20 protein-coding genes are annotated in these 21,079 nt (G+C 41.4%); all 20 read right to left on the bottom strand.

Annotated elements, in window-relative coordinates:
• Positions 1–72: 72 nt before the first annotated feature.
• The 20 genes from MTBBW1_RS23555 to gspG all read right to left on the bottom strand — a co-directional run bounded on the left by MTBBW1_RS23555 (position 73) and on the right by gspG (position 21,030).
• Positions 73–420, bottom strand: coding sequence for a toxin-antitoxin system TumE family protein (locus tag MTBBW1_RS23555; RefSeq protein ID WP_080808205.1), 348 nt, complete (start codon positions 418–420; stop codon positions 73–75).
• The gene (locus MTBBW1_RS23560) at positions 411–719 is read right to left on the bottom strand and encodes a hypothetical protein (RefSeq protein ID WP_080808208.1); all 309 of its coding nucleotides are present in this window, start codon (positions 717–719) and stop codon (positions 411–413) included. Before MTBBW1_RS23560 ends, MTBBW1_RS23555 begins: the two co-directional genes overlap by 10 nt.
• 27 nt (positions 720–746) lie before the next feature.
• The gene (locus MTBBW1_RS23565) at positions 747–1,748 is read right to left on the bottom strand and encodes a CAP domain-containing protein (protein ID WP_080808211.1); all 1,002 of its coding nucleotides are present in this window, start codon (positions 1,746–1,748) and stop codon (positions 747–749) included.
• A gap of 433 nt (positions 1,749–2,181) precedes the next feature.
• A complete protein-coding gene (locus MTBBW1_RS23570) occupies positions 2,182–4,260 on the bottom strand; it encodes a TonB-dependent receptor plug domain-containing protein (protein ID WP_186441672.1) in 2,079 nt (692 codons plus the stop codon).
• Between the two features lie 4 nt (positions 4,261–4,264).
• Positions 4,265–5,623: a sigma-54-dependent transcriptional regulator gene (locus MTBBW1_RS23575; RefSeq protein ID WP_080808217.1), complete on the bottom strand. Its 1,359-nt coding sequence runs from the start codon at positions 5,621–5,623 to the stop codon at positions 4,265–4,267.
• A 29-nt stretch (positions 5,624–5,652) separates the two neighbouring features.
• Positions 5,653–7,164 carry a sensor histidine kinase gene (locus MTBBW1_RS23580; RefSeq protein WP_080808219.1) on the bottom strand — a complete coding sequence of 504 codons (1,512 nt, stop codon included), beginning with the start codon at positions 7,162–7,164 and terminating at the stop codon, positions 5,653–5,655.
• Between the two features lie 266 nt (positions 7,165–7,430).
• Positions 7,431–8,528, bottom strand: a complete 1,098-nt coding sequence (locus tag MTBBW1_RS23585) for an ABC transporter substrate-binding protein (RefSeq protein WP_080808222.1) — start codon at positions 8,526–8,528, stop codon at positions 7,431–7,433.
• Positions 8,512–11,154 (bottom strand): type II secretion system secretin GspD, encoded by a 2,643-nt coding sequence (gspD, locus tag MTBBW1_RS23590; RefSeq protein ID WP_186441673.1) that lies wholly within the window; start codon positions 11,152–11,154, stop codon positions 8,512–8,514. Before gspD ends, MTBBW1_RS23585 begins: the two co-directional genes overlap by 17 nt.
• A gap of 140 nt (positions 11,155–11,294) precedes the next feature.
• Positions 11,295–11,519 (bottom strand): hypothetical protein, encoded by a 225-nt coding sequence (locus tag MTBBW1_RS23595; protein WP_222424152.1) that lies wholly within the window; start codon positions 11,517–11,519, stop codon positions 11,295–11,297.
• 7 nt (positions 11,520–11,526) lie between these two features.
• Positions 11,527–11,778 carry a hypothetical protein gene (locus tag MTBBW1_RS23600; protein WP_080808231.1) on the bottom strand — a complete coding sequence of 84 codons (252 nt, stop codon included), beginning with the start codon at positions 11,776–11,778 and terminating at the stop codon, positions 11,527–11,529.
• A gap of 140 nt (positions 11,779–11,918) precedes the next feature.
• The gene (locus MTBBW1_RS23605; protein ID WP_080808233.1) at positions 11,919–12,470 is read right to left on the bottom strand and encodes a hypothetical protein; all 552 of its coding nucleotides are present in this window, start codon (positions 12,468–12,470) and stop codon (positions 11,919–11,921) included.
• Positions 12,467–13,999 (bottom strand): PilN domain-containing protein, encoded by a 1,533-nt coding sequence (locus tag MTBBW1_RS23610; protein WP_080808236.1) that lies wholly within the window; start codon positions 13,997–13,999, stop codon positions 12,467–12,469. Before MTBBW1_RS23610 ends, MTBBW1_RS23605 begins: the two co-directional genes overlap by 4 nt.
• 73 nt (positions 14,000–14,072) lie before the next feature.
• Entirely contained in the window at positions 14,073–14,354 is a 282-nt protein-coding gene (locus MTBBW1_RS23615) for an ATP-binding protein (RefSeq protein WP_080808239.1), read from the bottom strand.
• Between the two features lie 161 nt (positions 14,355–14,515).
• A complete protein-coding gene (locus tag MTBBW1_RS23620) occupies positions 14,516–15,607 on the bottom strand; it encodes a type II secretion system protein GspK (RefSeq protein ID WP_080808242.1) in 1,092 nt (363 codons plus the stop codon).
• Between the two features lie 46 nt (positions 15,608–15,653).
• The gene (locus MTBBW1_RS23625; protein WP_186441674.1) at positions 15,654–16,622 is read right to left on the bottom strand and encodes a PulJ/GspJ family protein; all 969 of its coding nucleotides are present in this window, start codon (positions 16,620–16,622) and stop codon (positions 15,654–15,656) included.
• Positions 16,619–17,044 (bottom strand): type II secretion system protein, encoded by a 426-nt coding sequence (locus MTBBW1_RS23630; protein WP_080808251.1) that lies wholly within the window; start codon positions 17,042–17,044, stop codon positions 16,619–16,621. The genes MTBBW1_RS23625 and MTBBW1_RS23630 overlap by 4 nt, the downstream gene beginning before the upstream one ends.
• A 9-nt stretch (positions 17,045–17,053) precedes the next feature.
• Positions 17,054–17,683: a pilus assembly FimT family protein gene (locus MTBBW1_RS23635; protein ID WP_080808254.1), complete on the bottom strand. Its 630-nt coding sequence runs from the start codon at positions 17,681–17,683 to the stop codon at positions 17,054–17,056.
• A 130-nt stretch (positions 17,684–17,813) separates the two neighbouring features.
• Positions 17,814–19,037, bottom strand: a complete 1,224-nt coding sequence (locus MTBBW1_RS23640; RefSeq protein ID WP_080808258.1) for a type II secretion system F family protein — start codon at positions 19,035–19,037, stop codon at positions 17,814–17,816.
• Entirely contained in the window at positions 19,037–20,569 is a 1,533-nt protein-coding gene (locus MTBBW1_RS23645) for a GspE/PulE family protein (RefSeq protein WP_080808262.1), read from the bottom strand. Before MTBBW1_RS23645 ends, MTBBW1_RS23640 begins: the two co-directional genes overlap by 1 nt.
• On the bottom strand, positions 20,560–21,030 hold the full coding sequence (gene gspG, locus MTBBW1_RS23650) for a type II secretion system major pseudopilin GspG (RefSeq protein WP_245809541.1): 471 nt from the start codon (positions 21,028–21,030) through the stop codon (positions 20,560–20,562). Before gspG ends, MTBBW1_RS23645 begins: the two co-directional genes overlap by 10 nt.
• Positions 21,031–21,079: the final 49 nt, after the last annotated feature.

Consider the following 21,079-nt stretch of genomic DNA (forward strand, 5'->3'; position numbering starts at 1 on the left):
AATTTGATTTTTTTTAACACAAAAAACTTCGTAAAATTAATACACTTTAAGAGATTGTCAACAAACAAGTTATTATATATACAACTTCTTGACTTCATCCATAACATCAATAAGGTTTCTTATATTTGAAGCAGAGACATGGTTGTTTACTCCACTATGAACATGATGTGGGAATGTTGAAATATCCGGCCAGTGCGGTGCGTTATCCCACCTTGCAATCAAAGTACCGTCCCGATGTTGCCAATGGTAAGAGTATTTTCTATTTCCATCCATAAACAGATAATCCCTGATGCAAATAAAGGAACCATCCTTCAATGTGACCTCTGAAACAAATTCATATGACAAATTGTCTTGCCTGAAGCGAATAACTCTCATTTCCAATACAACATCGGGGTAAACTTTTGGTAAATTTAAAAACATTGATCTAATTCTTTGACTTTATTTTCCCAATATTGCAACGCATCATATACATATTGCCAGGCCATTAAATCATCTTCTTCCTCAAAAACTTCATCTCTTTTTTTGCCAGCAATGTGTTTCTTGAATGATTCATAGCTCATTCCATATTTTTTCTGATAAAGCAGACAATCCTTCCTGTATTCAGATATTTTGGCAAGAGAAGAAAGATACAAAAAATTCAAACCCGCATCTTCCAGCGACGAAAAATGAAAAGGTGCCAACAAATCTTTAGTTATTTTTACAGCATTTGAATTATCCATAAGTTAAACACGCTCCATAAACTACAACTATAACCCCAGATCAAAATCCAGCATTATATTTTCATTGCGGCCATAATCCACAATTTTTTCAACAGGTGTCTCATCGTTATTGCTAAAAAGAGAGAACTTGTAATACGTGCCAACAGGTATCTCTATCTGATAGCCTGCAAGAGCTGAATGTGGTACTTCAACAAGCCATTTTTCCGTCATGTTTTCAACCATGATTTTAAAGGAGTAATCAGCATATTCAGGTAACCATTTTTTATAAGATATCAAGTTGCCGGCATAATCAGGCCCTGAATCATAATCGCCACGCCTCTGCTGCTCAACCGGAACAGGCGCTGTCGAGTTATATATATTTCCCAGAATATAGCTTCTGCTTTCAGATGGTTTTGCAAAGTCAACTGTCACCACGTAGGCATTAAAAGGATTCTCCTCATCAAACGAAAACTGTGTGGAAACAAACGATATACCGATCTCCGTAAAGGCTGTGCTGAAAATATTCTTGCTGTATCCGGGGGCAGGGTCAAGCTCATCTCTTATCATGTTACTGAATATATCTTCCACAGCTTCCATGGGATCAACATAGAGATAAAATGAGAGTATTCCAAGGGTTTCACCTGTTTCAGAGGCAATGTATCCCTGTCGGCTTACGCGCTCTTTAACACCATCTCCTTCAGGTGATGTATAGCTGTAGTAATACCTCTCTATCATATCCAGATTATGCGCAGAAGCAGAATCAGCAAGCATTGGATTCCATGCAAGGGGAGGCAGACCTGATTTTAAATCAAGTATCCAGGAATTCTCACCTAAAGCTTCCTTTGCTGTCTCTTTGTCAATATCCCATGCATCAACAGCAGCAGACGGCCTTGAACGTGCTTCATTTATAAGTTTCCAAAGATAAGCTTCTGCATCATCGTCACTAAATGCAGAGACATCAAAAGAGCCAAACAACAAAATGGAAAAGCAAAGCGCAACCCCGGCAATATTAGATTTAATACTATATTTTGACTTAAATTTTAGTTTCATGGCAGCCCCCCACCCAAAGAGCTTGTTTTATATCTATTTTCACTGCAAAGTAATGATGACTTATCCTGAATATCTTTTTTACTCAAAATCGACATTTGTTAGCATTTATTGAATTTGTCTGAATCAGGATAACCAGGATTTACAGGATGCTCAAGATTTTTATCCTGTAATTCCTGGTTATACTGAGCATACTGATTCAGACACTCAAAGTCGACACCTATGATCTTGTAAGCCTTGTAAACACTGTCTGAATCAGGATTCCCAAGATTAACAAGATAAGGCAGGATTATCTATCCTGAGCATCCTATCCATCCTGGTTATCCTGGTTCAGACAACTGCAATAACTTCTGAAAAAGCAATAAGATGTCGATTTTGAGCAGACAAATTGCCAATCAAAAACTAATATTATTAAAGCAATTTATATGCCAGACAATCAGAATGAATATTTAACAACCCCATAAATCACCAAAGGCTCTCCATCTACAGGGCCATAAATGCCCGGGTACTGAAAATCTCCGTCAAGCATGTTCCTGCACCCAACTGTCAAAATAAGGTTGTTTTTAAACAGCTCCGGAAATTTCATCTCGCTGTTCACCATTAAAGGATTTTTGTATTCACCTGTTATTGTGTTCTCACCATACGAATATGGAACCGCAGATGCCCATGAGGCATTCAATGAGAAGTTAAAAAACGAATATGGACTCCATACAACTCCTGAACTTACAACTGCATCTGCACCTGGATCATAGGATTCTGTCCATTCATCGTAATCGTCAACGGTTGTACCATCGGGCCTGAGCCATGATTGCCTTAACACTTTAAAGCTGTAATCATCCCCTGAAAAAAAAACTCTGGAAATGGAAACATAACCTTCAATTTTTTCATTTATCTTTTTTCTGTAATTGAGTTCAACGCCAGCATAATCATGATCAGAAGGCTCTGATACCCCCCATCCATAAGGATCTGTCTGAACATTGTCAGAAACCCTTGTACAAAAAAGAGTTGCAGAAAAAGAGTCTCCCCTGCCGGAGCTTCTTTCTGCTTCAATATTTAAAGTGGCAATGTGATCCCTTGTAAGTGGGGTCTCTTCCTTTAACTGAAGGGAGTACGGAGTCCTGTAACCTGTTCCAAAAACAGTTTTGATCCGCCACAAATTATTAACAGGAACATTCAACCCCATTGTATAGCTTGTGGCATAATCATCATACATTGAGTTGTCATCAAGCCTGAAGCCTGACCAGAACTCGCCCCATGCAAATGGATGACGGTACTGCGCAAATATTGATTTTAATGTGTTTCTGTAATCCTTCTGAATCGGAGATGGCTGTTTGAATCCTCCTGTATCGAGAAGCAGTTCAGGAATAAATCCGCCACTTAAAAGTGCTCCATCAACCCTGTTTTCCCTGAAGGATATTCCTGTTGTCATAAGCCCTTTTTCAAAAAGCCTTCTGTCCCAAAGAAGCTCTCCATAAAAGATGTCTGCCTTTTCTTCAACTAATGATTCTGCGTTAATATGGCTGTATGATACATCTTCATAATACCCTGTCAGGTTCCAGTGGGAACGACCTGATGTTTTTGACCAGTTGATTTTGAAAAAATTTACAGGAGCCTTTTTCTCGCTTGGCCAGTCAATGGAGCCTGTCTCATAGAATGTATTAAGGGTATAGGGTCTTTTAAAGTCGGAAAACCTGCCTGAAAAGGAAAATGAGTCCCTGTAATTGAGATTAAAGGTCATCTCGTAATATCTTGAATCATCAATAGTTGCATCAGCTATATTCCATCTGTCATCTTCTTCTGAGTAGATGAGATCAAAAAATGAATCACTGTTGAAACGATTCTGGGCAGCATACAAGGAGATAAAGGCATCCCAGTTATCTTTTTTAAAACCCTTTGCGGCAAATCCTTTAAGGGTATTTTCCGAGCCTGCGGCAAACTCAAGTTCACCGCCATTTTCATTGTCAAGATCCGCGGCTTTCATGGGAACAATATTGACAATACCGGCAAAGGCATCAGGTCCCCACAGAACAGAACCAGGGCCTCTTATTATCTCAACCTGCCTGACACTGTTGAGGCTCAGTTCATAGTCAAGGGGATAATAACTTCTGTTTCCGCTTGTGGGAATGGGGACACCGTCATAAAGGATTAAAACTCCATTTGCAATGCCACGAAGATATGGAAGAGACCCTGAACCCTGGCTTGATATGTAAAAGCCAGGCTCTGCTGAGAGAAGTTGTGCCAGTGTAGCGTAGCCATATTTAAGTATCTCGCTTCTGTCAATAACCCGTACCACAGCAGGTGCAGTGGAGGGGGATTCTGGGGTTCTTGAGGCCACTGTAACAACATCAATCTCTTCGCCCACAAACATAAGCATTGTGCCATCTGACGACTCTGCAAAGGATACTGTATCCCAACAGATCACCGTTGCCGTAAAGATAATGCAAAGCAAAATCAAAGCAGATGACGAATGTATAAAACCAAGAATAGTTGTGGACAAAAATTTAATATATTTCAAAATTTCAAGCATCCTCAAGCAGTTTAAGCAGAGTTCTGAAACGTGCCCTGGAGAGTCCTAAAAGCCTTGCGGCACTGCTTTGATTACCCGCTGTCATATCCATTGCCTGCTGTACGATATTTCTCTGGATCTCGTCGTAGTCAATACCTGTGGGGGGGATTGAAAAGAGATCATCCTGAAGATCCTGCCGATCCTGCCCTACTGATATGAATCTTAAATCATCTGATGTCATGGGAAGAGCGCCTGCCTTTAATATCATGACCCTCTCCATTACATTGGCAAGCTCCCTTACATTTCCGGGCCATGAATATTCAGAAAGCTTTTTCAATGCCCCCTTGGTAATGGCATCAGAGGTAACATCATTTATATTTGCAAATTTTTCCACAAAAAAACGGGTCAATGGAAGAATATCCTCCTTTCGCTCCCTTAAAGGCGGAACATGTATGGGAAAAACCGCAAGTCTGTAGTAGAGATCCTGACGAAATTTCTTCTCTGAAGCCATGCGCCCGAGATCCTGATTGGTTGCACAGATAATACGGGTATTTACAGGAATTTCCTGATTTCCGCCAACTCTTTGAAACTTTCTCTCCTGTATGGCCCTTAAAAGCTTTGCCTGGGAATTCAGGGGCAGTTCCCCTACTTCATCAAGAAAAAGGGTACCACCGTCAGCATACTCAAATTTTCCCTCTTTTCTTGCGTTGGCACCGGTAAAAGAACCTTTTTCATGACCAAAAAGCTCAGCTTCAACAAGTGTTTCTGTTATGGCTGCACAGTTGACAGCAACAAAGCGGTTAGATGCTCTGGAGCTTGCCCTGTGGATAAGGCGGGCAATCACCTCTTTTCCGGTGCCTGACTCCCCTGTTATTAGCACTGTGGCATCACTTTGAGCAACCTTAAGTGACATCTCTTCAACCGACTTCATGGCTGATGATGCAAAAATAAAGTGATCATTTGTACCATTTTGTATGGCAAGTTTCAGTTGCCTGTTTTCACTTAACAGCCTGCCAACGCCAAGGGCACGCTCCACTGCAACCTCAACATGCTTTTCATCAAAGGGTTTTACAAGATAGTCAACCGCTCCAAGGCGCAGGGCTTCAACAACAGATTCCGTTGATGCAAAGGCAGTTATAAATACCACAGGACATGGAATATCCTCCTCTTTTATCTTTTTTAAGAGTCCTCTTCCATCAAGTCTGTCCATGCGGATATCTGAAATTACAAGATCAAAATAGTCCTTCTCAAGCTTTTCAAATGCATCCCTGCCGTCAAATGCCTCATCTATATCGTGCCCCAGGGACATAAGCATAAGCTTAAGGATTTGTCGAATACGCTCTTCATCGTCAACAACCAGTATTTTCGCCATAAGATGTTACTCTTCCTGAATAAAATTTTCTACCCTGTCAAAAATGACGGAATTGAATGTTTAACCATTTTTATGGAAAAACAAGCTCCTCCCGAAGGTCTGTTTTCAACCATGACTGTTCCGTTATGAACAGCTACTATATCACGGACAATGGCAAGCCCCAGACCTGTTCCCTTTGCTCTTGTTGTAAAAAAGGGATTAAAAATATCTTCAATGATATCTTCATCAATTCCCGGCCCGCTGTCCAGAACCTTTATTATATAATATACCCCTTCTGAGAAACCCTGCACCTCGATATCGGAAAAATCCCCTTTCAGTTGACCGGCAGCATTTTCCTCCCTTTTTTTTGCGCAACTGTCACCTGAATTTTCAACCGCATTTTTAAGGATATTTAGAAGCACCCTCTCCATCAGGACAATATCACATTCAACCTGGGCTTCTTCATCACTTAAAGAGAGTTTAATATTTTTTTCCGGAACTGTAAACCTGAACCTCTCAACAGCATCTTCAAGAAACATTGCCATTGAAACCGGGTAAAGGGAAGGATTTTTGGGCTTTGAAAAGAGAAGAAACTCTTCAACAAGGCGGTTGAGTCTCTGTACCTCCTCATCAACATAGACAATCATTGACTGCTTTGTCTTTTCATCAATACCCTTTTTTTTGAAAATATCAATGCTTCCCTTTATAATGGATATCGGGTTTTTCAACTCATGGGCCACCATCATGGAGAATTTGCCGATCTCGGCAAGGCTCTTCTGTTTTGCCATCTCAATGTGAACCTTCTCCATCTCCTGCTGATGTTTTTTTACAGCATCCAGCATCTCATTAAAGCCCCTTGCAAGGGTACGCGTCTCCTGAAGATCCCCTCCCTTTGCCCTTACATCAAAGTCTCCCTTTGAAACACGTCGGGATACAGCCACAAGATCCATAAGCGGTGATGTAATGCTTCCTGCAAAAAACCAGTACCAGAGAACAGACATAAGGGAGAGCATAAAGGATATCACAATAAAAAAAAGGGTCATATCCTGTGTAAGTTCATTTAGTCCTGATGTGGTATAATAGAGTTCAACTGAACCTATGACCTCCTTGGGAAAGGTCATGGCATAAAGGGTCATCTCCCCTGCATCGGGCTGTATCTGAAGCACGGGAAGTTCAATTTTTACTTCAGATGACCCTGTTTTATCATCATTTTTATGATCTTCACCTGATTGTCTTGAGGTCTCGGTCAGAACTGCTCCTGTATCGTCCCTTATCACAACCCTTAAAATATCATCCTGCTGAACAAGGTTGGAGGTAAGACTTTCCAGCATATCGGGATTTTTAAGGAGCACGCCAAGTTCTGCATTTCTTGCAAGATACTGGGAGAGAACCACAAAGTTATCGTGAAAACGCTCTCTTACAAATTTGTGTGTGAGCCACAGCCCCACACATCCCATGGTGATTGATGTGCCTATGATAAAAAGAACAGCAATTCCGGATAACTGGCTTTTAATTGAGTCTGGCCTTAGGGCATCCCACTTTTCTTTGATAAATCCGAGCATAAAACTCTCTTACTAAACGGGCATGATTGCCTATCAATCACCCCCAAGTATAAACTCAAAGTCGACACCTGTGATCTTGTAAGCCTTGTCAACACTGTCTGAATCAGGATTCCCAAGATTATCAAGATAAGGCAGGATTATTTATCCTGAGCATCCTTTTCATCCTGGTTATCCTGATTCAGACAAATTCAATAACTGCTCAAAAAGCAATAAGGTGTCGATTTTGAGAAAAAAGCAATAAGATGTCGATTTTGAGTGATAAAGGCTCAATCCTTATGAATGACAGGTTTTTTGCCAAATAGTTCAAGAACCTTTTCATTCAACATTATACTGTAAGGAGGCGCTGAGGTCATACATGATTCCCCCCGAAGCACCCCCTCAACCATAACAGCCATCTGCTCTCCTGTACCTTCATAGTCAATAACAAAACTCAATGCAGCTCCAGATTTATCAAAAAAACTGTTATATCCAATAACAGGTATTTTTCGTGCAATGGACTGCTTTATAACATGGCGGATAATAGTTGGAGATGTAACTGTCTGATCAGGTATAAATAAAAGGGCATCAACACCATAAAACCCCTGCTGGTAGAGCTCTATGATATCAGACTGCTTCTGGATGTGCATGGGAATAATTTCAATATTGCTGAACAACTGGCCTGCAACTGCATTGTCAAACCACTGGCTGTTGTTTTCAGGGTCAAACAGAATGCCGATTTTTTTCACAAAGGGAAGTATCCGGGGAATCTCAGAAAGGGGTTTTGCAGTAAAGGGGTCAAGTGATATACCGCAAAGGGAGACGTTGTCAGGAATAATTTTTTCCGGATTGAGTACCATAGAATAGAGTATTTTAGAAGAGTTATATGCTGCATCCACTGATTCAGGGTTATCAGGCTCTTCTGTTCCACTGGACAAAGTTGCAGAGGATATTGTTGAAGAAGATGGTTTTGCAGTCGATGGTTTTTCAGAGGAAGCACTCTTTGCCATGCCGGAAAAATTTTTCTCCACAAGATATGAAAGAGCTTCCGGACCCACCGCAACAACAACGGAATAGTTGCTGGGATCCGTCCCCTTATAAAGAAGATCGTGGCTGAACGGGTTCTTTTCCCTGTCCAGAAAGATCCTTACAACAGAACGTTTTAGGCTGTTTTCAAAACCTTCAACCATCTCAATAAATGGCTTTATTTCACGGGATATCAATACAGCCACAGGAAGCTCATCGCCTGACACAGTTTTTGAGTGACAAAAAACAGACAGCAAAAAGAGCAGGCATGCCAACACCCTGCCTTGTTGAAGCAGAGCTTTTTGGCCATGAAAATTTCTGCTCAATCCCCTTCTATGCTCTGTGTCACTGCCCTGTTCCAATGAATTCCCTGATATCCTTTATTTTTCCTGAAAACTCCCTGGTCACCCTGTCAGCATCACTTCGGGAATCCACAACATGGGGAGTTAAAAGGAATATTAGCTCTGTTTTTGTAGTTTTGCTTTGATATGATTTAAATAAACTTCCAATAAAAGGGATATCCTTTAAAAAAGGAATACCTGAATCTCTGCTGTCGGTTGTTCTCTCCATCAAGCCACCAAGAATAATTGTCTGGCCATCACTTACAACAAGTGATGTTTCAGCCTTTCTTGTATTTATGGAGTAATTTCCTCCGGCTCCTGTTGTACTTCCTGCACTGCTCACCTCCTGGGAAAGCTCCATCTTTACAAGCCCGCTGGAGTTTATGTGAGGAGTCACCTTCAGTATTATACCAGTCTTCTGATACTGAACAGTATTGGTTACCCCGCCATTTGAATCAGTAACAGTTCCTGTAACTGTAGGGACATCTTGTCCAACCTCTATATATGCCTCTTTGTTGTCAACAGCCATGATATTGGGAGAAGAGAGGACATTTAGTTCTGAATCCTCATCAAGAGCTGTAATAAGAGCCTTTAGTGCGTCGGCAGAGCCTGCAAGAATATCTGCGGTGCTGTATATGCCATATGTAAAATTTGAATTACTGCCAAGGGTCTGGTTAAAAGCCCTTGATGACTCACTTCCGTCCCAGCTTCCCTGTGCTTCATAATCGCCAATAGTGTTGTTCATCAACCACTGAACACCATACTCAATATTGTCGGAAAGAGTAACTTCTGCAATTACAACATTTATAAGTACTTGCCTTGGAACAACATCAAGCTCCTTGAGTACAGATTTTATAATCTTGTAGTCTCGCTGGGATGCCTTGAATACAATGGCATTGTTGGTCTCATCTGCTATGATCTCAATTTCACCGGAAATATCTCCTGAACCACTTGAGCCAGGAAGTTCAGGAAGCTCCGGAAGCTCTGGCTCCTCGTTCTGGTCTGAAGCTTTTTTTTCATCTGGCTTATCCCTGGGAGCAGGTGCAACAGGCTTTACAATCTGTGTTTTGTTGTCAGAGGATGATTTCTTGCCCCCGTAGAGCTGCTTTAAAATCTCAGATAGCTCTGCTGCTGTGCCATTCTCAACAAAATAGATAAAAACACCGGTTCCACCTCCTGCATCTCCGCCCATGTGATCCATTGCTGCAACCCACTTTTCAACAAGATCAAGCATCTCAGGCCAGCGGGTGACAAGAAGAATGGCATTCATGCTGTCAATTGCAAGTATCTGATATCCCCCCCTAACAGCACCTGGTCGATAGTAAAGACCTGAGCTTCTGATGATCTTTGTAATATCAGATACAAGATCCTTTGCTTCAGCCTCCTTTACCGGAAATATTCTCCATGCAATATCCGTGAAATATGGAATATCCATAAGCGATATGACAGTTAGAACCTTTTCTATATTTTCACGGGTATCTGTTACAACCACACTGTTGTTAACAGTATCTGTGGAGATCTGGCTCCCCTTGGTTGTAAAGTGTCTGATATTTTTGGCAACCGCCGATGCATCAAGGTACTTAAGTTTAATAAGGCGGGAGATATCCCCTGATGCATCGGGAAGATCATCCTGGAAAAGAGGTTCTGAACTTAAAGATGCACTTTCGCTTTTCCGCACCACCTTATAGATATCCCCGGGCCCACGGGTTATTGAAAGATTGCTCAACTGCAGGATTTCATTCAATAACTCTATAAACTCAACCTTTGTGTAATCACCGGAAAAATGAAAAGTAAGCTTTGCCTTTACATGGGGATCAATGATGTAGTTGACTTTAAAAAGCTCAAAAAGCGTTGCATCCAGTACCTCAAAAAGATCGGCATTATCAAAGGCAAGCTCCACTTTTACGGTTTCTGAGTTCTCTGTCTTGCTGACTGCATCACCAATATCAGCGGTTTTAGAGATTCTTGCACCATTTTCTGCATCATCAACACTCGCTGTTTTAGAGCTATTTTCTTCATTTACCGTTTTTATCAATGATTGATCGGAATTTTTTGTCAATGATTGGTCGGGACTCTTTGTCAACGATTGGTTGGGACTTTTTGTCAATGATTGATTGGAACTTTCAGGTGTGACAAGTGACTCTTCATGATCTTCAGAGTCAAACAGTGATTTTTCCTGCTCTTCAGGCTTAATCAATGATTTTAATGAACTGTCATCTTTGCTGAGTGATGTATTACTCTTTGACCTGTCAATGGCCTTTGCCTTATGGGCCTTGATAAAACTTTCAAACGGGTTTGAAGGCGGTGTTTTTTTCTTGTCACCCTCAGCAACATCAACATCATTCCCAGGGACATTTTGACTCTCTGACTCATCAACAGGAGTACCCACTTCGCTTTTATATGCTGCAAACTCTTCAACCATACCATGGGAAACCTTGAGCTGCGGTTTTTTGTTCAGCGCCATTTTTGAGTCAGACATATGAAGGGAGCATCCGGAAAAGAGAAAGAGTGCTGCAAACAGCAATAACGTTACATGGGCACTCAACAACAGTGTTCCAGGCGCACGCGAAAAGAGTGTTCCAGAAGTACACAAAAATATATTTTTAAATCTTCTGATGTTGTAATAAATAGTTGAGTCAAAAATCATAAATTTCTCCCTGAAACAGCACATACACAATTTTTACCTAAATGAAGTTCAAATCCTGCGTTAAGTAAAAAGAAAAAGGGACAGGCATTATAAACCTGTCCCCTCTCCCTTACCGGGTACTGGAGTGTATCTTTTCATGCCTATGCTGCTTCAGCCACTATTGACTTTAACAGCTTTGTCTCTATTTCATCTGAAAACTCTACAATAAGAAAACTATCGGTCGGATAAAGATAATCTTCACCCGATTCATCAATTACACGAAGGCAACCAGCCAACAACGCCTTCTCGTCCGGAACAATACGGTATATTTTCCTGTTTTCCAGATCATTATATCCTTCACTTGTTATACAAATAGCAAATTTCAATTTATCATTACTCCAAAACATGCTTAATCTTCATCTTTCGACGTCCAACCCCATGAGCTTCATACCAGTGTATTTCTGCTTTATAAATTTTTCCATTTGGAAATCGAACATGAGCAACACCTTTTAACTTTTTCCAGCGAAAATTTCCAAATTGGCTTTTTAATCTATCTCGTTCTCGTATTGATAAATTTACAGCAATAGTTTCAATTACTGATATTTCGGATATTAATTCAAAACCTTCTATATGCTCATTGTTCATAAAATTAATTTAGCACAACATTTATTGAGACTCAAGGCAATATGACAACTACAGACAAAAATGGAGACGACACACACAAAATGTAACTATCTAATTTTCTTTTTTTGCCATTTTGGTGTTGTGGATTTTTTACGCGACCATCAATCTTTATCAACAAAAAGAGTTTCAACCCTGAATGTCATGTTGAGGTTATCTTCCCTGCTTTTTCTGTAATTTATACTGACCCTTCCGATTCTGACAAGCTGCCTGAAATCCTCAAGGAACTTCAACAAAGTAGCAATACCCTTATGATCTGTCTTAACAGTAAACTCAAGAACCCCCATATCATAATCCTGCCATTTTGTACTGCGCAAAACCTGATATTTTTGCAAAGATATGTTATTTTCTCCTGTGACATTTTGAATTTTTTGCTGAACTACGGCATTAATCTCCTCAAGATTTTCACCAGATACCATGAGTTCAGCAAAATTCTCAACCTCATTGTCCTGAATCATATTCTCAGCATGAAGCTTTTCAAGCTCACGGATCTTCTCCTTGACCTTCATCTTTTTATTAAGCTGAATGGCATATTCATCCTCTGCCTGTTCAATCTCAAGAACCACCGGATCAAATAGATATACCCACCATACAATAATAACAAGCAGTGCAAGAAGCCCCCCCATAAACCACTGGCGGTTTCTTCGGTTTTTCATAAAGTATCTCCTTGCTCTCTAAGTAAATTCTGTTTAAGCTCAAGACTTACTGTAAAGTGTTCATCTCCTGTATTTCTTCTGTTAACAGAACCCTTCAGCATAACATCGCTGAAAATATCAGAAGAGCGCAAAAGCTCAACAATTTTTAAGGCATCCTCCCCTCGTCCTCTCAAAATCAAGCTATTGCCATTAAATGTAAGATTTGAAAACCAAGTTCCTTCAGGTACAAGCTCTGCAATCTCATTAATGGCTGTATAAAGCGCCGGACGGCTCTGCATGAACTGTTCAACATCAGTCTTGAATTTTGATGCCTTCTTTAATGTGTCAATCTGCTCCTGCAATGGAGCAAGCTCACCTTCAAGGCGCGTTACCTGCTCTCTTGTCTCAGCAAGATTTGCCCTTGCCACTTCAAGTTTTGTATCCATTTTAACTGACACAAAATATAGTGAAACTGCAATAATGCATATAATCGGCAAAATATAGTAAATTGGATTAAAAACCCTGATTTTAACCGGCTGGTCATCCAGAGAGATCTGCTGTACACCAAGAAAATGGTGAGCAAGTGCGGCTGATGCACGATTTAACTCAAATGGGGGAAATTTCTTGAACTTTCTGTGATTTTCAGCAGAGGCCCTGAAGGCATCTGAAGCATCAACAGGTTTAATAATGGTAACAGTTTCGGGAGAGGAGTTACTATCTTTTGATAAAACTGAAGGTGAACTAGCATCTTTGAGCAAAACAGGCGAAGAACTACTATCTTGTGATAAAGTAGGAAAGGAACTACCTTTTGACAAAACAGGAGAAGAACTACTATCTTTTGACAAAACAGGAGAAACTTTGCCATCTTTTGATAAAAATGGAAATCTTTGCTGAAGGGTAGAAATTACAATCTGCTTCTCTTCCTCGGAATCCCCTGACAGCGACATTGAGAATCGCATCTTTGCATCTTTCAGTACAACAAGCTCAAAAATCGACTCCTGATCAAGGGAAAAAAGCATACCGCCGGATTCAGCACCAGGCACTCCTGCTCCAAGCACCAATGAAACACCGTAACTTAAAGGGAATATTGCCTTCAGGGATGAATCATGACCTGTTTCACTGAATATCTCTGCATATCTGTCCATCTCATCCTTAGATGCGTAGAACAGTAAAATATTGAGAGTATCGGTATCCTCTTCTGTTACAATAAGATCATAGTAAATTGCATCAGGTGAAAGGTGTGAATATATGGCAAGACTATTCTGTACAGAGAGAAGAGCATCCTCAACCGGCATTGCAGGAAGAGATATTTCCCTTGTAAAGACCCTGCTCCTTGGAATTGCAAGGTATATCACCCTTGAACTATCCTCGGGAATTTCTTTTAAAAATTCCTTGAGATGAGCGTAACCATTACCTTTGCGACGATCAAAAGCCGGAATCCCGGAAGCAGGAGATTTAAGGGAACAGCCACCAAATATCCCGTTTGTCATGGATACATAATGCAGGGCATCCCTGTCGCAGTATATCCCCAGCAGTTTTTTCTTAAACAAATTTTTTCCCCTGTTGATTCCTGTCTCAGTTGATTCCTTTCTCAATTGAAATTAACAGGAATATTAATTGTTCTCAGAGCACGAGTCTCTTTAAATCAAAAAACATTGCTCTGGTCTTTTTATTTTTATCCTTCTCAGAGAACAAACTAAAATCATTTTTTTGATAAAATTTCAGCACCTTTGAGTCATTGTAGGCATCTACAGTTATCAACCTGCACCCGGTTCTGTTATCAAGCAGGAAGAGTTGTGTCGGCAGAAGATGCACAGGCTTTTTAAGATCATTTTCAATCCTTCTGGCGAAATCTACAGCATCCTGACCCACTAAAACAGGGGTTGGAGTTACAGGCTGTGCCATGATATTTTTCCTCCATTTCATTATTGAGTCAAAATCGACACCTTATTGCTTTTTCAAAAGTTATTGCATTTGTCTCAATCAGCCAGAAAAACCGGCATTGTATTCATGAAAATGTAAACTGGCAAATGAAAGATGCCCCTTTTCCAAGGTAAAAAATTTTGTCACCAGAAAACCCTGCTCATATGTTCAACAATTTTATAGTTTCGTCCTTCCCTTGTGATAAAAAAGAACTCACCATACAGTCTATCATCCTCCGGAAAAAAAAGAGAGACCCTTGTGTACTGTCCTGGGTAAACAGTAAATTTATCAAAAATGGTTCCTTCATCAATATAGTCTGCATCACTGCTGATTTCCGGCAAAAGGGAAGTCTCATCACCTGCCAAGGCTGCTGTCCTGCTTTTCAACAGAGATAAAAGAGCATAAATATCATCTGCCCCTTTCTCCGCTGATGAATATTGCCCCCAGAAAAGTCCCTCATTAAAATCCTTTAATAAAAATAGTTCTGACATGCTCTTAAATGGAGCATTGGCTGGCTCACAGGAAGGATACCTGTCATTATAATAATCTTTTTCAGCACCATTAAGACGTACAAGATCATCCGGATCAACCCAATCAAGAAGGGCATCTGCAAAGGCATCTGCATCTTGTTCGCGATCCTCACCATAGATATTTTTTAAAGCTGTTCGTATGTTATTCTCTCTATCAAGCGCTATAAATACCCTGGATGACTCTCTTTCAATTTTTACAAAACACTCTGTCTCCCCTACCATCAATCGCATCCATGATAGAAGCTCTTTTTCTGCTCCATCAGAATTTAAGGCACTTGAATCAGAATTACCTGAAACTCCATCTGCACCGGCTCTATTGGTGCCACTTTCTCCGGATGTTTCCCCTGACTGGCCTGCTGCATCAGTTCCTGAAGCATCAATATTCTGATTCTCTGCATTGGCTCTTGCCTTGAGCATATCATATCTGGCAGATGCAATCAGGGAGAGTATTGAAAAAGCAGCATTCTCATGCTCAAAATGTCCCATTGCATTAATAACAATCGAACCTTTTTGCCTGTTATGCGCAACATATTCGCCTGCAAGAAAGGATATGATAACAAGTATCCATAGAACAAGAATAAGAACACTGCCTCTTTCTAAACTCCTTTCTAAAAATAACTTTTCAGAAGACACATCTATCGCATTCCTTATTAATAAAAATGAAGAAGCACCACTTGCAAGGATGGTAAAAACATATAAAACCATTACATGGATTTCCACAAAAAAGTTTTATTATCACAGCATGAGGTCATCAGAGTATTTCACCACCTGTCCTGAAAAGCCAAAAAGTATCGTTATTCAAATCCTTTTGTGTCTGGGCAAACTGAAGTTTTACAAATTCCGGAACAATCGTTGGATCATCCCATGTCTCCTGAAATGACTCCTTATCAATTTTGGCAAAGGCACTGCTTCCGGATGTATAAGAGGCATTTGAGGCTGAAGCAGAAGATGAAGCAGATGCTGACAGTGATAAACCCCTCTCTCTGCTGTCAGGAGGTGAAGTAAATAATACATTAAAACGCTCCACATCTGTAATAACAGAAAGTGTTTCCATTTCATGATCTTTGCCGGTTCCTGATGATTTTTTTTTACTGCCTGCCGAACCTGACTTTAAAGAACCGCTTTTTGCAAGAGAATCACTTTGTTCAATATCTTCAACACTGCTGATAATATTTTCGTATATCTCCAGACGTTTCCCGTCAGGGTCATAAATATAAACTACACGCATCAAACCACCTGAAGGTGTTCCCTGCGGTGAATAGAGCGTATAAAATGAGAAGATATTATCTTTTTTGACAAATTCAAGTGACTCTTTCACCCCTCCAGAAGCTGCGGAGAGGTATCCTGAAAAAGAAAAACTTGTCACAAGAAAACGCAACTGCCGTTCCATAAGAGCCGGAAGCACAAGTTTTATCTGTGTTTTCTCTCCCTCATCCACACCTCTTTCCCATGCCTGCATGGTTATACGCAGGGAGACTGCCATGATAAGAGTAACCATTGAGACCAAAACCATGGCAACGATAACCTCAATCAGGGTAAAGCCAGAACTCTCTCTCATCAGGCATTTACCAGAACTCTCTCTCATCAGGCGTTTACCGGAACTCTCTCTCATCAAACGTTTAGAGGAGTTATCCTGCAATGTCCGTTTACCGTAAAAAGAGATTTGACTCTCATAGCTGGAGGCGGAAATTGAAGACACCAATGGAAGTTTATTTTTCATGGTTCCCTTACCCATCTGTGGATGCAATACTCTTTTCCGGCAGACTCCTGAAGATTAACAACACATATTGTGACACTCAGCATCCCTTCCACCTCAATCTCCTCGCCATCAGTATCCTCTTCTGAACCTGTTAAAAGCATATCAGAGCTGTTTACAACAAGCGGCACAGATTCAGCACGGCATATCCAGCCAGTCTCACTTTCAAGGTTGCCTTCAAAACTTTTCTCTTCTGCAATTTCAACCATAAGCCCTGGATTATTTACAATATTTTTAAGAACACGTATTGCTTCCACAGCATGGTCTGCCCTTGCTGAAAGGGATTTTGCAGATGACAATGCCCCTGTTACAGCGGTAATTGAGATACCAATAATCACCAAAGCAACTGTTACCTCTATCAGAGTATATGCGTTTTCATTTTGCATTGTAATTTCTTAGTCAGCCTCAACCGTCCTTATGATTCCGGTGAGCATATCAACCTGAAAGGTAAACTCAAATTGATCCTCAACAACCACCGTTACAAGGCCACCGCTTGAACTGCCGTCCGGATAGAAACATATATAATATATACCTTCATCACTTGATCTTATATTTTCGCCCTTTATCTCAACTGTTTCAGGTATTGATGCAAAATGATTATCCGACAGCATAGGAAAAGCATCATTGTCCATATCACTGCCATCTCCTCGATACTCTCTGCTTTCTTCTCCACTGTTTCCATTAGAAGCGAAATTCATACCATTACCGGAGGTTATTTCATTCATGCTAAGCACCCTGCACTCCCTATCATCCGGCAAAATGGTCATGCATACCGGAAAAGAGCGGTTCGTGGCCTCTATGCGTGCTGTTTTACATAACTTGACAAGTTTTTCCGCAAAAAGCCGGCTCTGCTTCATCCTGCCGGAGTGTCCCACATTCATAAGAACCAGAGAAGAGGCAATGGCAAGAAGAATCATCACCACCATGATCTCAATAAGCGTAAACCCTGATTTTCCGGAATGAATTTTAAAAAGAATAGAGTTGGGAAAAAACTTTTTAAAAACAGCTCCCATAAGCATAACCATTATCTTAAATAGTGCTTCTTAAAGTTATATGAAAAATGCCAAGATTTTCATTGCTTCGATTGTGGCTGTGAGCCGCCATGTATGTTTAAACTGTCGGGTGTTTTTTCAGACAATACAAAAACATGCCTGATTAAAACTGTATCTCATTTATGCCAAATATTGTTGAGAGCATTGAGACAACAACCCCGCCGATGAGAAGCCCTAGAAACAAAATGGAGAATGGTTCAAGAAGGGCAAGATATGTCTTTATTTTGGACTGTATTTTTCGATCCAGATCTTCTGCAACTGAAACAAGCATCTCCCCTGTCTTTCCTGTCTCCTCACCAAGGGATACCATCTGAACAACCATAGGCGGAAAAACATCACGTTCACGCATAAGAGCACTTACACTTCTTCCCTCCCTGACCTGATTGTAGATGTGTGTAACAGCCTCCTTTACCCTGCTGTTTGAGACAACAGCACGAACAATATGAAGGGCCTTCATCAATGGAACCCCGCTTTGGACAAGGGTACCAAGGGTTCTTGAGAAACGGCTCATCTCAATATCAAGAAGTACCTCTCCAACATAGGGAAACCTCAATATATTTTTGTCATACAGCGCACGCCCCCCAGGGGTCTTCATAAATCTCCACAAAAAAAGTGAGAATAAAATTGCAAGGGAGAGAACAAGCCACCACCATTTAGTTATAAATTGACTCAGCTCCAGCAAAACAAGCGTGGAAAAAGGAATCTCCTGGCCAAGATCTGCAAATATACCGGCAAACTTTGGAACAACAAAGCCAAGAATCACCACAAGGGAGAGCATGCCAACTGATAAAAGTATGGCAGGATAGATGGAAGATGAAATGACATATTTCTTGATCTCTTCACTGCGCTCAATAAATTCAGACAGGCGCTCCATGACAGAAGGCAGAATCCCACCCATCTCTCCCACTCTGACCATATTGACATAAAGATCATTAAAGTCTTCTGGCCTGTCTGCCATGGCATCAGAAAGGTTGGTCCCTTTTTTAAGTGCATTCTGCAGATATGCAGTCATGGATTTTATCTTGACATCTGCTGTTGCACTGCCGGCAATGGCAAGTGCCCTGTCAACCGGAAGCCCTGACCTGAAAAGATGGGCAAGATCAGAGGTGAGCTTAAGAAGCCTTGGGTTATTAAGTGTCTTTGGTTTGTTGGAAGGGTTGCGGAACAATGTGGAAAAGAGAGGAAGAGAAGTGTTGTCGAGCCAGCGGATAAGTGTTGAGCTTCTGGCCTGAAGTATCATCAGCACCTCGGCTTTGTCCCTTGCATCCAGGGTTTCAATGCCCTTTTTACCCTGGGCATTTATATATTCAAATCTGAACTGCGGCATCAGCGGGAGACCCTCAGAACCTCTTCATAGGTGGTAACACCATCTGCCACCTTTGCAAGGCCATCCATTTTCAGGGAAGCCATGCCCTTTTCCACCGCTTTTTTGAAAATCCGGTTTCTGTCGGAACCTGCCACAATTTCCCCCTGAATATCTTCATCAAGAACCATAAGTTCAAAAATACCAACCCTGCCCTTATAACCTGTCTCGCCACAGAGCTTGCAGCCATCTCCTCGAAAATAGCTGAAAGGAAGAATGTCCGCTGCAACGGAAAAGTCACTGGCAAGCCCCTGACGCTGCTCTTCTGTAAGAGTCACCTGCCTTGAGCAGTGGCGGCAGTTTTTCCGGACAAGACGCTGGGCAAGAACACCAACAAGGGAAGATGATATCATGAAACGCTCAATCCCCATATCCTCAAGACGGGTAACAGCTCCGGCAGCATCGTTTGTATGAAGTGTAGAAAAGACCATGTGGCCTGTCAAGGCGGCCTGAACAGCTATCTCTGCTGTCTCACCATCTCTTATCTCTCCCACCAGCATAACATCTGGATCATGGCGAAGAAACGAGCGAAGGGTGCTTGCAAAGGTCAGGCCAATGGATGAATGTACCTGAACCTGATTGACGCCATCCATTTGATACTCCACAGGATCCTCAACTGTTACAATCTTCTTGTCCGGAGTGTTGATCTCGTTAAGAGCTGCATACAAGGTTGTGGTTTTGCCGGAACCTGTAGGGCCTGTAACAAGAAGGATACCAAAGGGAGTGGAGATAACCGATCTGAACCTTTTCAGAAGAGCTCCGTTAAATCCAAGTTCTTTTAAATCAAGGGAGACATTCTCCTTGTTGAGAAGCCTTAAAACAATGCTCTCACCAAAATGCGTGGGAACAGTTGATACACGAATATCAACCTCATCATGACCGGCACGGATTTTTATCCTGCCATCCTGGGGAAGACGGCGCTCTGCAATATCAAGTTTTGCCATGAGTTTCACACGGGAAATAATGGCAGCTTTGAGCCTTGGAGCAATTGACTCCTGATCATGGAGAACTCCGTCAATACGGTAACGGACAAGCACATTGTGACGCCGTGGCTCTATGTGAATATCCGAAACCCCAAGCTCTAGGGCACGGTTTATCACATGGTTAACCATACGGATAACAGGCGCTTCAGATGCCATACCCTTAAGCTGCTCAGGGTCATCCCAGAGAGCATCTTCAAGTGAGAGATCAAGGGAATCTGCATCCTCTTCACCTGTCATGTCAGCATCTGCCTCATACCAGCGGTAAAGATACTGACTTACAAGCTCGCCCGATGCCCTGAAAACATCAATGGGCCTGGAATAGGTACTCCTGATAATCTCCCTTGTATTAAAATCAAGAGGGTCTGCCATCATAACCTGAAGCTTTTCCCCTGAATCATTAACAGGCAAAAACTGAAACCGCTTCATGAAATTTACGGATAGCAGTTGTACAGCAGGGGGATTTTCAGGAATATCCTTTTCATCCATTTCAGGGATAAACAGTTCTACTCCCAACTGACAATATCCTTGTCCATCTTGTCCTCTCCGCCCTCAACTCCATCTCCGGCATAGCTGAAAAGATCATATTTTCCATGCTCTCCCGGGGAGACATAGTGATATTCATTATCCCATGCATCCTTTGGCACAGGCTTGGGCAGATAAGGGCCATCCCAGTTTTTCAGCTCTCCTGGATTTTCACGAAGAGCTTCAAGCCCCTCATCGGTTGTTGGATAGCGGCCATTATCAAGCCTGAAGCTGTCTAAAGCTGATCCAAGAAGCTCTATCTGGGTCTTTGTGGTCTTGATTTTGGCCTGGTCAATTTTTCCGAAAAACTTCGGGGCAACAAGGGCAGACAGAAGCCCTACAATGATTATAACCACCATGATCTCAATGAGAGTAAAGCCCTGTTGCCGTCTCTTCTCCATCAGATATTCCAGATTTCCTGAACCTGAGTTTACCTTTTCTTCTACTTCCATTTCACACTAAATCCTTATTTTCGGGGATCTTTCATTTATCAGTTTGCGC

Origin of the sequence: Desulfamplus magnetovallimortis, from assembly GCF_900170035.1 — a bacterium.
Taxonomy (GTDB): domain Bacteria; phylum Desulfobacterota; class Desulfobacteria; order Desulfobacterales; family Desulfobacteraceae; genus Desulfamplus; species Desulfamplus magnetovallimortis.

Bases quoted from the DNA above. Each gene is read 5' to 3' on its own strand.
- MTBBW1_RS23555 (WP_080808205.1), bottom strand. From the start codon at position 420: ATGTTTTTAAATTTACCAAAAGTTTACCCCGATGTTGTATTGGAAATG.
- MTBBW1_RS23560 (WP_080808208.1), bottom strand. From the start codon at position 719: ATGGATAATTCAAATGCTGTAAAAATAACTAAAGATTTGTTGGCACCT.
- MTBBW1_RS23565 (WP_080808211.1), bottom strand. From the start codon at position 1,748: ATGAAACTAAAATTTAAGTCAAAATATAGTATTAAATCTAATATTGCC.
- MTBBW1_RS23575 (WP_080808217.1), bottom strand. From the start codon at position 5,623: ATGGCGAAAATACTGGTTGTTGACGATGAAGAGCGTATTCGACAAATC.
- MTBBW1_RS23580 (WP_080808219.1), bottom strand. From the start codon at position 7,164: ATGCTCGGATTTATCAAAGAAAAGTGGGATGCCCTAAGGCCAGACTCA.
- gspD (WP_186441673.1), bottom strand. From the start codon at position 11,154: ATGATTTTTGACTCAACTATTTATTACAACATCAGAAGATTTAAAAAT.
- MTBBW1_RS23600 (WP_080808231.1), bottom strand. From the start codon at position 11,778: ATGAACAATGAGCATATAGAAGGTTTTGAATTAATATCCGAAATATCA.
- MTBBW1_RS23605 (WP_080808233.1), bottom strand. From the start codon at position 12,470: ATGAAAAACCGAAGAAACCGCCAGTGGTTTATGGGGGGGCTTCTTGCA.
- MTBBW1_RS23615 (WP_080808239.1), bottom strand. From the start codon at position 14,354: ATGGCACAGCCTGTAACTCCAACCCCTGTTTTAGTGGGTCAGGATGCT.
- MTBBW1_RS23620 (WP_080808242.1), bottom strand. From the start codon at position 15,607: ATGGTTTTATATGTTTTTACCATCCTTGCAAGTGGTGCTTCTTCATTT.
- MTBBW1_RS23625 (WP_186441674.1), bottom strand. From the start codon at position 16,622: ATGAAAAATAAACTTCCATTGGTGTCTTCAATTTCCGCCTCCAGCTAT.
- MTBBW1_RS23630 (WP_080808251.1), bottom strand. From the start codon at position 17,044: ATGCAAAATGAAAACGCATATACTCTGATAGAGGTAACAGTTGCTTTG.
- MTBBW1_RS23635 (WP_080808254.1), bottom strand. From the start codon at position 17,683: ATGGTTATGCTTATGGGAGCTGTTTTTAAAAAGTTTTTTCCCAACTCT.
- MTBBW1_RS23640 (WP_080808258.1), bottom strand. From the start codon at position 19,037: ATGCCGCAGTTCAGATTTGAATATATAAATGCCCAGGGTAAAAAGGGC.
- gspG (WP_245809541.1), bottom strand. From the start codon at position 21,030: ATGGAAGTAGAAGAAAAGGTAAACTCAGGTTCAGGAAATCTGGAATAT.